The organism is Aeromonas sp. CU5 (genome assembly GCF_002586745.1).
GTDB lineage: Bacteria > Pseudomonadota > Gammaproteobacteria > Enterobacterales > Aeromonadaceae > Aeromonas > Aeromonas sobria.
In genome coordinates, this window is record NZ_CP023817.1 from 2,290,036 (window position 1) to 2,304,185 (window position 14,150).

General features: G+C 56.4%; 14 protein-coding genes. 9 read left to right on the forward strand and 5 right to left on the reverse strand.

What is annotated here, in order from left to right:
• Positions 1-346: 346 nt before the first annotated feature.
• The 8 genes from CK911_RS09975 (at position 347) to CK911_RS10010 (ending at position 9,703) form a co-directional block, all read left to right on the forward strand.
• Positions 347-2,017, forward strand: coding sequence for a sensor histidine kinase (locus tag CK911_RS09975; RefSeq protein WP_098969812.1), 1,671 nt, complete (start codon positions 347-349; stop codon positions 2,015-2,017).
• Positions 2,014-2,718 carry a two-component system response regulator BtsR gene (gene btsR / locus CK911_RS09980; RefSeq protein WP_098969813.1) on the forward strand — a complete coding sequence of 235 codons (705 nt, stop codon included), beginning with the start codon at positions 2,014-2,016 and terminating at the stop codon, positions 2,716-2,718. Before CK911_RS09975 ends, btsR begins: the two co-directional genes overlap by 4 nt.
• A gap of 140 nt (positions 2,719-2,858) precedes the next feature.
• A complete protein-coding gene (locus tag CK911_RS09985) occupies positions 2,859-4,280 on the forward strand; it encodes a carbon starvation protein A (protein ID WP_098969814.1) in 1,422 nt (473 codons plus the stop codon).
• A gap of 214 nt (positions 4,281-4,494) precedes the next feature.
• Positions 4,495-4,833 (forward strand): DUF3302 domain-containing protein, encoded by a 339-nt coding sequence (locus CK911_RS09990; protein ID WP_098969815.1) that lies wholly within the window; start codon positions 4,495-4,497, stop codon positions 4,831-4,833.
• A 3-nt stretch (positions 4,834-4,836) separates the two neighbouring features.
• Positions 4,837-5,874 (forward strand): HlyD family secretion protein, encoded by a 1,038-nt coding sequence (locus CK911_RS09995; RefSeq protein ID WP_098969816.1) that lies wholly within the window; start codon positions 4,837-4,839, stop codon positions 5,872-5,874.
• A gap of 114 nt (positions 5,875-5,988) precedes the next feature.
• The gene (locus tag CK911_RS10000; RefSeq protein WP_098972585.1) at positions 5,989-7,749 is read left to right on the forward strand and encodes a DEAD/DEAH box helicase; all 1,761 of its coding nucleotides are present in this window, start codon (positions 5,989-5,991) and stop codon (positions 7,747-7,749) included.
• Positions 7,750-7,872: 123 nt separating this feature from the next.
• The gene (gene dacB, locus CK911_RS10005; protein WP_098969817.1) at positions 7,873-9,309 is read left to right on the forward strand and encodes a D-alanyl-D-alanine carboxypeptidase/D-alanyl-D-alanine-endopeptidase; all 1,437 of its coding nucleotides are present in this window, start codon (positions 7,873-7,875) and stop codon (positions 9,307-9,309) included.
• A gap of 130 nt (positions 9,310-9,439) precedes the next feature.
• A complete protein-coding gene (locus CK911_RS10010) occupies positions 9,440-9,703 on the forward strand; it encodes a GrxA family glutaredoxin (protein WP_042018746.1) in 264 nt (87 codons plus the stop codon).
• A 108-nt stretch (positions 9,704-9,811) separates the two neighbouring features.
• Here the strand turns inward: CK911_RS10010 and CK911_RS10015 are convergent, their stop codons facing one another.
• Complete coding sequence (locus CK911_RS10015) at positions 9,812-10,657, reverse strand: endonuclease/exonuclease/phosphatase family protein (RefSeq protein ID WP_098969818.1); 846 nt, start codon at positions 10,655-10,657, stop codon at positions 9,812-9,814.
• Positions 10,658-10,763: 106 nt separating this feature from the next.
• Between CK911_RS10015 and CK911_RS10020 the strand changes: the two genes are divergently transcribed.
• Entirely contained in the window at positions 10,764-10,988 is a 225-nt protein-coding gene (locus CK911_RS10020; protein WP_033138934.1) for a hypothetical protein, read from the forward strand.
• On the opposite strand, the gene yciA is transcribed toward CK911_RS10020, so the two are convergent.
• From yciA to CK911_RS10040, 4 genes are all read right to left on the reverse strand, one after another.
• Positions 10,989-11,393 (reverse strand): acyl-CoA thioester hydrolase YciA, encoded by a 405-nt coding sequence (gene yciA / locus CK911_RS10025; protein WP_068977556.1) that lies wholly within the window; start codon positions 11,391-11,393, stop codon positions 10,989-10,991. It abuts the gene before it with no gap.
• 59 nt (positions 11,394-11,452) lie between these two features.
• Entirely contained in the window at positions 11,453-12,301 is an 849-nt protein-coding gene (locus CK911_RS10030; RefSeq protein WP_098969819.1) for an SDR family oxidoreductase, read from the reverse strand.
• A 185-nt stretch (positions 12,302-12,486) separates the two neighbouring features.
• The gene (locus tag CK911_RS10035) at positions 12,487-12,903 is read right to left on the reverse strand and encodes a hypothetical protein (protein WP_098969820.1); all 417 of its coding nucleotides are present in this window, start codon (positions 12,901-12,903) and stop codon (positions 12,487-12,489) included.
• A 166-nt stretch (positions 12,904-13,069) separates the two neighbouring features.
• The gene (locus CK911_RS10040) at positions 13,070-13,867 is read right to left on the reverse strand and encodes a hypothetical protein (RefSeq protein ID WP_157774552.1); all 798 of its coding nucleotides are present in this window, start codon (positions 13,865-13,867) and stop codon (positions 13,070-13,072) included.
• Positions 13,868-14,150 lie beyond the last annotated feature (283 nt).

The window sequence follows — 14,150 nt, forward strand, 5'->3', positions numbered from 1 at the left end:
CCAGAAGCTGGGGATAACTCATTGGACAAACCGGAATAATTGCTCGAATCCCTATCCCAAGGTTGCCATCTGACCATGTATAAAAAACGCCCAGCCATGGGGCTGGGCGGAGCATGCCACCTCCGTGTGGCGTATCCAGCGGATACTTCCATGCTCTACCCATCAATATCAACCTGCGGCCGCTTACACAAATATCAATTTAACATGCTGATTTAATATGGTTTTATCCACCTGTTCTGGCAAACTGACGGCCCGTTGCAGCCCTTTTGGCCAACAGAACAAGATCTTGATCACACTTATTCACGGGCTGGTTATTTTTTCACCCGCCTTATGAGGAACGTTTTTTATGCAGTTGGTCCTCTCCTTGCTGCAACAGATGAGCGTCAGCCTGGTGATCGCCTATCTCTTCTCGAAAAGTCCGCTGCTGCGCCCGCTTGCCAACTATTCGGTGAGACTACCTCACAAGATACTGATATACATCATCTTTTCCAGCTTTTGCATCCTCGGCACCTATGTCGGCCTCGATATCGACGATGCCATCGCCAACACCCGGGCGGTCGGCGCCGTGTTGGGAGGGCTGTTGGGGGGCCCGCTGGTGGGATTTCTGGTGGGATTGACCGGTGGCCTGCACCGCTACACGCTGGGAGGATTTACCGATCTCGCCTGCGCCATCTCCACCACCTGCGAGGGCTTACTCGGCGGAGTGGTGCACTGGCGGCTGATGCGCGCGGGGCGAACAGATGCCCTGTTTCAACCCCGCATCGCCTTCTTTACCACCCTCTATGCCGAGATCATGCAGATGGTGATCATCCTGCTGGTGGCCACCCCGTTCGATAAATCCCTGCTGCTGGTGCGCACCATCGCCACCCCGATGATTTTGGCCAACTCCTGCGGCGCCGCGCTCTTTATCAGCATGATCCGCGATCAGCAGCAGATGTATGAGAAGTTCTCCCGGGTCTTCTCCGCCAAGGCGCTCAACATCGCCAACCGCACCGTAGGGATAATGAGTCAGGGCTTTACGCCAGAGGCGAGCAGCAAGATTGCCCGCATCATTCAGGAAGAGACCGGCGTGGGTGCGGTCGCCATCACGGACACCGAGAAGATCCTCGCCTTTATCGGCACCGGGGAAGATCACCACCTGCCGGGGACCCCCATTGCGTCGGCCATCACCATGCAGGCCATCGCCCGCAACAAGGTGCTGTTTGCCGATGGCAACAGCCAGCCCTATCGCTGCAGCCTCTCACCCGCTTGCCAGCTGGGCTCGGTGCTGGTGATCCCGCTGCAGGGTGACAAGGGGGTGATCGGCACCATCAAGCTCTACGAGCCGAAGAAGCGGCTGTTTCTCAAGATCAACCACACCCTGGGGGAAGGGATTGCCAACCTGCTGTCACAGCAGTTGCTGGCCGGTCGGCTGGAGCAGCATCAGCGGCTGCTGGTGCAATCCGAACTCAAGCTGATCCAGGCGCAGATCAACCCCCACTTCCTGTTCAACACCCTCAATACCATCAGTGCCATCACCCGGCGCGATCCGGACAAGGCGCGAGACCTGCTGCTGCACCTGTCGCTGTTCTTTCGCAAGAACCTCAAGCGCCAGAGCGGCCTTGCCACCCTGCAGGAGGAGCAGGAGCACTGCCAATCCTATCTGGAGATCGAACTGGCCCGTTTTGGCGACCGATTGACGGTGATCAACGAGATCCCGCCCCATCTGGCCACACTCCGGTTACCCAGCTTCACCCTGCAGCCGCTGATCGAGAATGCCATCAAGCACGGCACCTCAACCCTGCTGGAGCAGGGGCGTATTCGCCTCTATACCGAGGAGCAGCCCGCCAGCGTCACCATCCATGTGGAAGATAATGCCGGCACCTGGCAAGCGCGCCCGGCCGGTGACGGTCTTGGCATGACCATCGTCGACCGGCGACTGAAGAGCGCCTTTGGCGAACGCTACGGCGTGACCATTGCGTGCGAACCGGAGCAGTGGACCCGGGTGTCGTTCACCATCCCCAAGGAGCAACCATGATCCGCACCCTGATTGTCGATGACGAACACTACGCCCGCGAAGAGCTGAAGCTGCACCTGGCCTGCGATCCCGCCATCGAGATCGTGGGGGAAGCGGCCAACGCCATCGAGGCGCTGCCGCTGATCCAGCGGCTCAAGCCCGACGTGGTATTCCTCGATATCCAGATGCCCAAGCTGAGCGGTATGGCGCTGGTGGCCATGCTCGACCCCCTGCCCCGCATCGTCTTTGTCACCGCCTTTGACGAGTACGCCATTCAGGCCTTCGAGGAGAATGCCTTCGACTACCTGCTCAAGCCGGTGGAGCCCGCCCGGCTGGCCAAGACCCTCGCCCGCCTCAAGCAGGATATCTCCCCGCAGCCGGTCGAGCGGCTGGCCCCCGCCATCGAACATATTCCGGGCTATCTGCACAACCGGGTCAGGCTGCTGCCCATCGCACAGGTGGAGTATGCCTTCTCCGATCTTGGCGGCGTCCATGTGGCCAGTCAGGGGGAGCTGTTCCACACCCAGCTCACCCTCAAATCCCTGGAGGAGAAGAGCCCGTTGCTGCGCTGCCATCGCCAGTATCTGGTCTCCCCCAACGCCATCTTCGAGATCCAGCTGCTGGATAACCAGCTGGCGGAGATCGTCACCCCAAGCGGAGCCAGGGTGCCGGTCAGCCGTCGTTATCTCAAGGAGCTGAAGGATCAGCTGGGGCTGGACTGAGCCGTGGAGTGTGCGCCGGATCACAGCCGCCGACCACTCGGCGCGCCATGCCGCCGCTCGGGCCGTTTCACCTGCCAGAGCAGAGCAATCGTTTTAGACTCGCTGCGCAAATCAAAAAATAACAATGCAGGAGCGTAGCAATGATCTGGTTCTTCCTCTGTGTCGGCTTACTTGTCGCTGGCTATTTCATCTATGGCAAGTTCATCGAACGGATATTCGGCCCGAAACCTGAGCTGAAAACCCCCGCCATCACCATGGCTGACGGGGTGGACTATGTCCCCATGTCGGACAAGAAAGTCTATCTGGTGCAACTGCTCAACATCGCTGGCGTCGGCCCCATCTTTGGCCCCATTCTGGGCGCCCTCTACGGCCCGGTCGCCATGCTGTGGATCGTCTTCGGCTGCATCTTCGCTGGCGCGGTGCACGACTACTTCTCCGGCATGCTGTCGGTACGCGCCAAAGGTGCCTCGGTACCGACCGTGGTCGGTGAGCATCTTGGCACGGTTGCCAAGCACTTCATGAACCTGTTCGCCGTGGTGCTGCTGATGCTGGTGGGCGTGGTGTTCGTGCTCAGCCCGGCAGGCCTGCTGGCCAACCTCACCTCTACCGATCTGGTCTACTGGATCATGGCGATTTTTGCCTACTACATCCTCGCGACCATAGTTCCCATCGACAAGATCATCGGCCGCTTCTATCCCATTTTCGGTGCCCTGCTGGTGTTCATGTCAGTTGGCCTGATCATTGGCCTTATCGTCTCCGGTAAAGGCTTCTACAACACCGGGATGGATTTCTCCAACCTGCACCCGACCGAGCTGCCGCTCTGGCCGCTGCTGTTTATCACCATCGCCTGTGGCGCGGTATCGGGCTTCCACGCTACCCAGTCACCGCTGATGGCGCGCTGCATGCAAAACGAGAAATCCGGCCGTTTCATCTTCTACGGCGCAATGATCGGTGAAGGTGTTATCGCGCTTATCTGGTGCACTCTGGGTCTCTCCTTCTACGACAGCACCGAAGCGCTCAACGCCACCATGGCCAACGGCGGCCCGGCCGCTGTGGTACACGAAGTCTCCACCAGCCTGCTCGGCACCGTGGGCGGCATTCTGGCCATCCTCGGCGTGGTGATCCTGCCCATCACCTCTGGCGACACCGCGTTTCGCAGTGCCCGCCTGATCGTGGCGGACTTCCTGAAGATGACCCAGAAGCCGCTGATGAAGCGTCTGCTGATCGCCATCCCCATGTTCATCCTTGGTTTCATCATCTCCAAGGCCGAGTTCGGGGTGATCTGGCGCTACTTCGGCTGGGCCAACCAGACCACCGCCGTCATCATGCTGTGGGCCGCCGCCGCCTACCTCATCAAAGAGGGCAAGCTGCACTGGGTCTGCACCATCCCCGCCATGTTTATGACTGCCGTGGTATTCACCTATCTGGCCAACGCCCCCATCGGGTTCGGGCTGGAGATGGGGATCTCCACCATCATAGGTCTGACTGCAACAGCAGCGATTACCGTGGCCTTCCTGGTGAAATTCCGCCAGCCGCTGGTCAGCAGTACCAGTGAAGGGTGATATTGCATGCAAAAATAAAAGAAAAGGCGCCTTATGGCGCCTTTTCTTTAATAATAAAACCACAAACAAAATAACCATTTACTCCCTTCAGCCCTGATACAGCCAAAAGCCTTAAGATTTGGTGCGAATTGACGATAAACATGTGATTATTAGTCACTTTAGACCTTGCTAATACCCATGAACAAGCTGCGCAACAAGCCAGTGGAGGTTATATATGGCCCTTGAATATTTTGCTCTTGGCCTGCTCGTCTTTGTCGGGCTGGTCATTTTTTATGGGGTTATCGTGATCCACGATATTCCTTACGAGATTGCCAAACATCGCGACCATCCTCATCAGGATGCCATTCACGTCGCCGGTTGGGTCAGCCTGTTTACCCTTCATGTGCTGTGGCCATTCCTCTGGATCTGGGCCACTCTCTACCGTCCCGATCGTGGCTGGGGCTTTAGCCAGCGGCTGCAAAAAGATGAAGAGGATTTGGCAGCCCTCAAGCATGAACTGGCCGATTTGAAGAGCCGTATCAACACTATCGAACAGAGTGAGCAACAGGGGTAAACCATGGACCTGCTATTGATCCTGACCTATACGGCACTGTGCGTAGCCGTATTTAAAATCTTCCGTATCCCGCTCAACAAGTGGACAGTGCCGACCGCAGCACTGGGTGGCATCATCCTCATCGGCACCCTGATCATGCTGATGAACTACAACCACCCCTACTCAGAGATGGCGCGTAATTACTACGTCTCCACCCCCATAGTACCGCTGGTCAAGGGCCGGGTTACCGAAGTCCCGGTGCAGCCAAACCAGCCGGTGAAGAAAGGGGATGTGCTGTTTCGTATCGATGATGAACCGTTCCGCCTGAAAGCGGACAGCCTCACCGCACGACTCGAGTCAAACCGCGAACACCTCAAATCTATCGAGGCGAGACTGCGCTCCGCCAAGCTGGATCGGGATCGCGCCAGAGAACTGATGCAGCGCGGTGTCGGTAAACAGCGTGATCTGGACGTGAGCCAGGCCAATGTGGACGACATCGTAGCCCAGATTGACCAGCAGAAAGCCAACCTGAACGATCTGCAATCCCAACTGCAGGAAGCCAAATATCAGCAGGCCCAAACCGTGGTTTATGCCCCGACAGATGGTCATGTGGTGCAGCTGGCCCTGCGCCCGGGCATGATTGCGACCCCTTTCATGTTCCGTCCGGTGATGACCTTTGTTCACAAGGATGACACCGCCTACGTCGGCTGGTTCTGGCAGAACAGCATGCAGCGACTGGCGGTGGGCGATGAGGCCGAAGTGGTGATCGATGGCGTACCCGGCAAGATCTTCAAAGGCAAGGTAACCGCGGTGATCCCGGCCATTGCCGCCGGTAACGTGCAGGCCAACGCCGGTCTGCTGGATCAGATGACCGCGGTGCGTCCGGGTCGCATGCCGGTGCTGATCTCCATCACCGACCCCGAGTGGGCCAAGTATCAGGTGATTGCAGGCTCCAGCGGGCAGGCTGCTGTCTATACCCACTACTTCCACCATGTTTCCATCATGCGGAAAATACTGCTGCGCATGGCAAGCTGGATGAACTACATCTTCCCGTTCCATTAATCAGCACAATCCCTCCCAGCGGGCCGGCATCATGCCGGCCCGCTGTTTTTGTGGCAGCAAGATCCCTATAATGGCGCCATCCTGCGCCGCACCATGCCCAAACACCACACCCTCATGTTCGTTCTCAGACCCTATCAAACCGACGCCGTCAACGCCGTGATCAGCCACTTTCGCAAACACCCGGATCCCGCCGTGGTGGTGCTGCCCACTGGAGCGGGCAAGAGTCTGGTGATCGCCGAGCTGGCCCGCAAGGCCCGTGGTCGGGTGCTGGTGCTGGCCCACGTCAAGGAGCTGGTGGAGCAGAACCACGGCAAGTTCGAGGCGTGGGGGCTCAAGGCCGACATCTTCGCCGCAGGCCTTGCCCGCAAGGAGGCAAGTGCCCAGGTGGTGTTCGGCTCGGTGCAATCGGTCGCCCGCAATCTGGCGGCCTTCGACGGCGCTTTCTCGCTGCTGATCATCGACGAGTGCCACCGAGTCTCGCTCGATGACGACAGCCAGTACCATCAGGTGTTAGACCACCTCAAAGCAACCAATCCGGCCCTCAAAATCCTCGGTCTCACCGCCACCCCCTATCGGCTGGGGCTGGGCTGGATCTACCGGCGCCACTACCACGGCATGGTAAAGAGTCACGGCGAGCGGCTGTTTGGCGACTGCGTGTTCGAACTGCCCCTGCGTTTCATGGTCAAAAACGGCTATCTGACGCCGCCACGCATGGTGGATGCCCCCATAGTCCACTACGACTTCAGCAAGCTGGTGGCACGGGAGAACGGCCTGTTCAGCGAGGCGGATCTCAATGGCGAGCTCAAGCGCCAGCAGCGGGTTACCCCCCATATCTTGAGCCAAGTGCTGGAGTATGCTGCCGATCGGCAAGGGGTGATGATCTTCGCCGCCACCGTCGAGCACGCCCGGGAAATTCAAGGGCTGCTGCAGGCCCAATCCCAGAGTGCAACCCTGATCACCGGCGAAACCCCGGGGCCAGAGCGCGATGCCCTTATCAGCGCCTTCAAGGCCCGCGAGATCAAGTTTCTGGTCAACGTAGCGGTGCTCACCACCGGTTTTGATGCCCCCCATGTCGATCTTATCGTGATGTTGCGCCCCACCGAGTCGGTGTCGCTCTATCAGCAGATTGTGGGCCGGGGTCTGCGCCTCTCACCGGGCAAAGAGGATTGTCTGGTGCTCGATTATGCGGGCAACAACTTCAACCTGTTTGCCCCCGAGGTGGGGGAACCCCGCCCCCACGCGGGCACCGAGCCGGTGCAGGTGCCCTGCCCCGCCTGCGGTTTTGCCAACACCTTCTGGGGCAAGACCGACGAGGATGGCAAGGTGATCGAGCACTACGGCCGCCGCTGTCAGGGACTGTTTGAAGATGACGAGGGCAACCGCGAGGAGTGTGACTACCGCTTTCGCGCCAAGATCTGCCCCGCCTGCGGCGCGGATAACGACATTGCAGCCCGCCGCTGCCAGAGCTGCGATCAGCTGCTGGTAGACCCTGACGACAAGCTCAAAGAGGCGCTCAATCTCAAGGATTGCATGGTCATTCGCTGCGCGGGACTGACCCTCACCGCAGGGCGCGGCAAACAGGGGGAGCGGCTGGAGGTGACCTACCACGATGAGGATGGGCTGACCCTCAGCGAATACTTCGGTTTTCACTCCCCGGGCGCACAACGCTTGTTTCAACAGCGCTTTGTGCGTCATCATTGGCCCGCCCCGGGGCTGGAGCCCGAATTCACCACCCTGGCGAGCGTGCTGGCCGCACAAAGCCAGTTCCGTCATCCGGATTTTGTCATCGCCCGCAAATCGGGCCGTTTTTGGCAGATAAAAGAGAAAATTTTTGATTATGACGGCCGCTATCGCACCGCCAACTCGATGGCGTAATGGCGACCGGCATAACAGAATGGATTGCTTTACGACTGTCGATGCTCCATCGACAGGTGAAACAAGGTTGATTTATCAGGACTGGCAGCACTGCCAGACCCCTTCGTCACGTTAGAGGATGTTATGCAGCGGCTGTTGATTGGTTTTTGTGCTCTCTTTTCTCTGGCGGCTCAGGCCGCCCCGCTGACGCCCCCGCAGGGTGGCCAGTACGCCATCATAGTGCAGGGCAATAACGGCGTTGAGTTCGCCCGCCATGCCGATCAGATGATCGCCCCCGCCTCCACCATGAAGGTGCTCACTGCGCTGGCGGCCCGCCTTGAGCTGGGTGCCGACTTCCGCTTCGCCACCGATATTCAGGCCCAGCCCGGCGCCAAACAGGGTGACACCATCAACGGCGATATCTGGATCAACTTCGTCGGCGACCCCACCCTCTCCCGAATGGATCTGCTGGCCCTGTTCAAGCAGCTTGGCGTCACCAGCATCAAGGGCAATGTCTACGTCAACACCGGCGCCTACAACGGCTACGAGCGCGGCAACGGCTGGTCGTGGGGGGATCAGACCCTCTGCTTCGCCGCCCCTGTCTCGTCGGTGATCATCGACAAAAACTGCGCCTACGGCACCGTCACCGCCACCCAGATCGGCAAACCGGCCACCGGCAATGTCGCCACCGGCGTGGCCATCGGCATCGGCGCCGACAATGTGGAAGTGATGAGTTACGGCGACATGGCGCGTCAGTTCTGTGCGCTGGAAGTGGACATGGCCAAGGGCAACTTCTACGAGCTCAAGGGTTGCATCACCCCCAACAAGGAGCCACAGGGGCTGCGGTTTGCCATCCACGACGTGGAAGCCTGGGGCTGGGACAACATCCGCTGGGCCATGAGCCGGGCGGGGATCAAGCATGATGGCCTGCTGCGGGTCACCCACAAGGCACCGATCGGTGCCGAGACCCTCGGCACCCACTACTCGGTCTCCCTGCCGGTGATGCTGGCCAAGATGCTGAAGAAATCGGACAACCTCTACGCCGACACCTTCCTCAAAACCGTGGGCCGTCACTACTACAACAAGCCGGGCAGCTATCGCAGCGGCACCATGGCAGTGCGCGCCATCCTGACCAAGAACGGGATCGATCTGGGCAACGCCACCCTGGCCGACGGCTCCGGCCTCTCCGCTCACAATCTCATCAGTGCCCGTCAGATGCTGTCGGTGCTGAACTTCATCCAGAAAAACGATGCCGAGCTCGGCCTGATCAAGCTGCTGCCAAGCTCTCAGGTGGATGGCACCCTGGCGTGGCGCCGCAGCGTCACCGCCCCCATGATGAAGAACAAGGTCCACGCCAAGACGGGGACCATCACCGGCACCTCCAATCTGGCCGGCTTTATCGATACCGCAGGCGGCCAGCGCAAGGCGTTCGTGATGTTCCAGCGTGGCCTGTCCCAAGACCCTGCCACCCATGAGCGCTACCGTGCCAGCAAGGCGCCGTGGCCCTGGACTGTATTCGAGAAGGGGGTGCTGGAGGGCATCTATCAGCAGCAGCCGATCCAGATTGCCGAGCCGCAGTGACGCCGCAATAGGCCCACTCGAATCACGATATCGATAATTTCGGCTTCAAGTCGCCACGAGGCAGGGCTATGCTGTTGCCTGCCTCATATCAACGGCCATACAAAAACGGCTTAAAGAACGGAGAGAAAATATGTTTGCAGTGATTTTTGGTCGCCCGGGTTGCCCCTACTGTGTCCGTGCCGTACAGGTCGCCGAGCAGCTGACCGAACAGCGCGATGACTTCAAATTCCGCTACGTGGATATCCATGCCGAAGGCATCACCAAAGAAGATCTGGCCAAGAGCGCCGGCAAGCCGGTCAATACCGTGCCGCAGATCTTCCTGGACGAGCAGCACATCGGTGGCTGCACCGATTTCGAAGCCTACGCCAAAGCGAATCTGGGTCTCTACCAGTAATCCTTGCGGGTCATCCCGAGCTGGCCACTGTTGCCAGTTGCGTATAAAAAAATCCGGCGCCATCAGGCGCCGGATTTTTTATGGGCAACACGCGCACATCATACCCAGTCAGGGGGTCACAGACTGGGCGGCAAAGCGCGCAATGATGGGGTTGTGATCCGAGCTGTCGGTGGCCGGTGAGCTCACCTCGACCAGATCCAGATTGCGGTAGTAGAGGTGATCGAGCGGACGACCGAAAGCGGTGCGGCGCAGATCCGGCACCGGCAGCGCCTCCTGCAGGCCCAGCTCGTCCACCAGTTTGTTCAGCCAGAACTGGCGCTTGTCGCTCCAGGTGTTGAAATCACCGGCCAGGATCACCGGCCCCTGATGGCGGCGCACCAAGGCAGTCAAATCGTTGAGCTGCTCGCGGAAGGTGGCCATCCCCAGTTCGAAGTTGACCGCATGGAGGTTGATCACCAGCACGCCGTCAGGGTCGCCCTGCAGCGGATAGAGGCTCACCAGCCCGGATTTGGGGATGCGCAGCAAGGGCTCGGGGGAGCGCACGCCACAGACGAACGCCTGCGGGGTCTTGGCCACCGTCATCACCCCGAACGACACGCCACCCTGGGTGAAGGCTTGCAGCTGTTGCCACTGGAAATCACCGGCGCGCAGCCAGTCGAGCATCTCGGGACGGGTGGCCGACTCTTGCAGCAGCACCAGATCCTGCCCCTTGGCATAACTGTCCATCCCTTCACGCCAGTTCTTGCGCTGACCCTTGTAGAGATTCCACACCGTCACCCCGAATTCCCGGGGCAGCGCCGTGGTCGCCAACGCTACCAGCGGCGGACGCTGGCAGTCGATTCCCGGCACAATCCCTTGAGCAGTGACCAGATGATTCTGATCCGGCACCTCAAAACAGCCTACCAACCCCAGGGTCAGCAGGGAGGTGCCAAGAATGCGATAACTATTTTTCATTGGCTAACAACCGCCCGCCTTTGCTTTTTGTTGCGACCATCACAAACGTCATCCGCGCCGACTACGCTGATAGTCCCTGTTCCACCCAACCAGAAGGAGCCTGGCAATGGCGAGAGAACTTCGGTATTGCGTGACGTTTTATGATCAACAAGGAAATTGTCATCAAGTGGAGCTTGCCACCGTCTATCAGATAAGACGGGACTCTCAATGCGATCTCTGCCTGTTTGACACCCTGCAATACGTGGGGTCGGAAGAGATACTGGAACGCATGATACGGCAAAAAACCGGGCTTGAGCAGGAAATATCCATCATCAATGCCCGGCTGATTTGATCAGACGCTGACCGGAACCGGGCGGGATTTACCGCAGTCGTCGATGGCGACATAGGTAAAGACCCCCTCGGTCACGCAGTAACGCTGGGCATCGTTTTCCCGCAGTACCGGCTTGACCCACACCTCCAGCTTGAGCTTCATGGAGCTGCGGCCAATCTTGATGCAGCGGCCGTAGCAGCAGACCACATCGCCCACCTTGACCGGACTGTGAAACGTCATGCCTTCGACGGATACGGTACAAATACGTCCTTTTGCCAGCTCCTTGGCCATAATGCCCCCACCTATATCCATCTGGGACATGATCCAGCCACCAAAGATGTCGCCATTGGGGTTGGTATCGGCTGGCATTGCCAGGGTTCTCAGCAACAACTCCCCATCGGGGTGACGTTTTGTATCTACCATCATTACCGCCTCTCTCTCATGGATGGCGGCATGATAGGGGGCGATCACCCCCTTGGCAAACCTCAATTGCCCAAGGCGGCGAGCTCGGCAAACCAGTGGGCCGGATCGGGCCAGCGATAGTTGAATCCCATCTGCTGGCAAATCAGCTGACCGTCGATGGGCTGAAATTCACCGGCAGGCTCGATAAAGACCGGTGCGGGCAGCCCCTGCTGGCGAGCCGCAAAGGGGTAGAACTGCTCGCGGCGCGGATGCACAGGCGCGCTCAGGTTGAACACATCCCCGTCCTTGCCCCGCTCCAGCAGCAGCATGCAAGCCGCCACCACATCGTCCAGATGGACCAAATTGACCGACTGGGCGCCGCCATCCAGGGTCTTGCCCGCCAGGAAACGGCCGGGATGACGATCCGGGCCATAAAGGCCAGAGGGGCGCACTATCATCACCGCCTCGAAACCGACCGCCAGCACCGCCTGCTCTGCCGCCAGCATTCGCTCGCCACGGGCATGACGCGGTTTGGGCTGCTCACCCTCTTCTTGACCTGCGCCCCATACCGAGGTGGCACTGACAAACAGCACCCGCCGGGTGCCACTCGCTTTGGCAAGCGCGCAGGCCTTTGCCACCGCTTGCGGATAGTCATCGGTCTTGCTGGGCGGTACGCAGATCACCAGCGATTCGCAGGGGATGGGCCACTGCTCTTTTTTATCAGCGGCGCTTATATCAGCAGTTGCCATATCAGCAGAAATAATCAGCGGATAGGCGTTGATCCCCTCCCCCTGCAGACGAGCCGCCTTCTCGGCGCTGCTAACCGTCACCACTACCGGCTTGCCTGCCGCCAACAGGGTCCGCGCCAGCGGCAGCCCCAGCCACCCCGCCCCCAGAATGCCGATCGTCCCGGCGATATGTTGTTCTGTCATCGTCCCTTCTCCTGCTTGACGCTATTTGCCCCGCAGCTTACCTGCCTTGGAATAAAAAGAAAGCTTTGGCCAGCAGCTAGCGATATACCGACAGTTAATATCGGATTTGGCATCGCAAGCTCTCCAACACATTATGCTATCCACTCAGCTCTTATTCTCATTCATTTTCAATTCACTAACAGTGTTCAGCTTGTAAACTCGGTAAAGCATGATATTAACTTTTTAACATCCTCTGATTCAATAAAAAAACCTCCCTTTAAATATACAGGCCAATTTTTGACACCACTATATTGATATCTATGTAACTGAACCTCCATTTCAATATGACCTAATGAGTCTGAAGGACGAATTTCCAACATGAACTCATCGGGGCTAATACTTGATATTTTTGCACTACCGACTCGAGTCTCATCAAGCGACTTCAAGTCAGAGATAAACCGATTCATTTCAGTAAATTCAAACCAAATGCCATTATGTGCGCCAGAGAATGCCTGTAAGTTCAAAACCACCCTCACTCTAATATCTCCCTCGCATGGACACCCCTTTTGATTTTTCTCAAGAGATTCAAGCTCTATATATTCTGAGTTTGTACCAACTTTCATTGTTGTGAGTTCCTTCTATAGCGATGCTAACTAAATAGTTGGTATCGAATAACAACAAATATGACCTATAACTTAACCCCTGGTAAATAATTAAAGAACACACCACGTATACAATGAAACTCATATGAACCTAGAAAAGAAATTTTTCACTGAGTTATATAACTTGTCAACCCCCCCCATACACTTGACTATCTACACCTTTTTTATCAAATACATTTATTTCTGAATCAATTTTTTTAAGCTTTAAGCCATTTATAGGTTGCACAATAAACACACCCGTTAATTTATTTCCATCAGAATACGCCATTATGGCACTTTCTGAATAAGCACGAATAAGCACACGACCTGATTCATCCGCAAAATATTCTTTCTGACTTGATGCCAACATATAGCCTGCCGTTTGTCCGGCAATCATTAAATAAATAGCAAGTAGTACAAACCGCAAAAAAAATGTATTACCAAAAAATGTGTATCTCTGCTCTAAGCCACCATGGCAGTTTGTCCATTCAATTATTTTATTTTGAGCCTCACTATATGACCCATATCTTTTCATTTCGAAAAATGGCATGACTATTTGTAACCACATATTATAAAATGGAATGGTAAGAAGAAATGCTTTTTTGTACCATGCTAAATCAGCAAACAGACACAATATCAAAAAGGCAGTAAAAATAATCCCATACGAGTCAAAAACTTTAGCCATTGGTTTATCGGCAAAATTATGTTGTATGAACGTTGCCAATATGTCTGAAAATTGATAAACCAATGCTGTTATACCTAAAACAGACAGGCCTGCTAAAATTATAGATTTAATTTCAACTTGAACTAGCCCCTCTGGGATTTCAAAATATGAAAGATAACTTTTCTCAAAAATATATGCCACTAAGTACGATATCGCGGTTATAGCAACACCCACAATGGCTTCATGACCAAAAGATATATTATTATCATATTTTTCTTTCAATTTAAATCTCCAAATGCCGACGCCAAATATATCACGTTGTATATCCTGCCCACATTCCCAAGATTCATCAATAAAATCAGTATATTGTTTTTATTTTTTGCTGCTGATGTTACCGCATAGCACTGAGATCAGTTTCAGATGGATGAACACATCCCTGAGACAGTCCGTATATTCACCAGCGCTCATTTTTTAAACACCACTGCTTGTAGTAGTGCATCCTTTCATAAAACCAACACCACCTTATACCAGATAAAAAGCGGGCCAGTGGCCCGCTTCGTTTTAT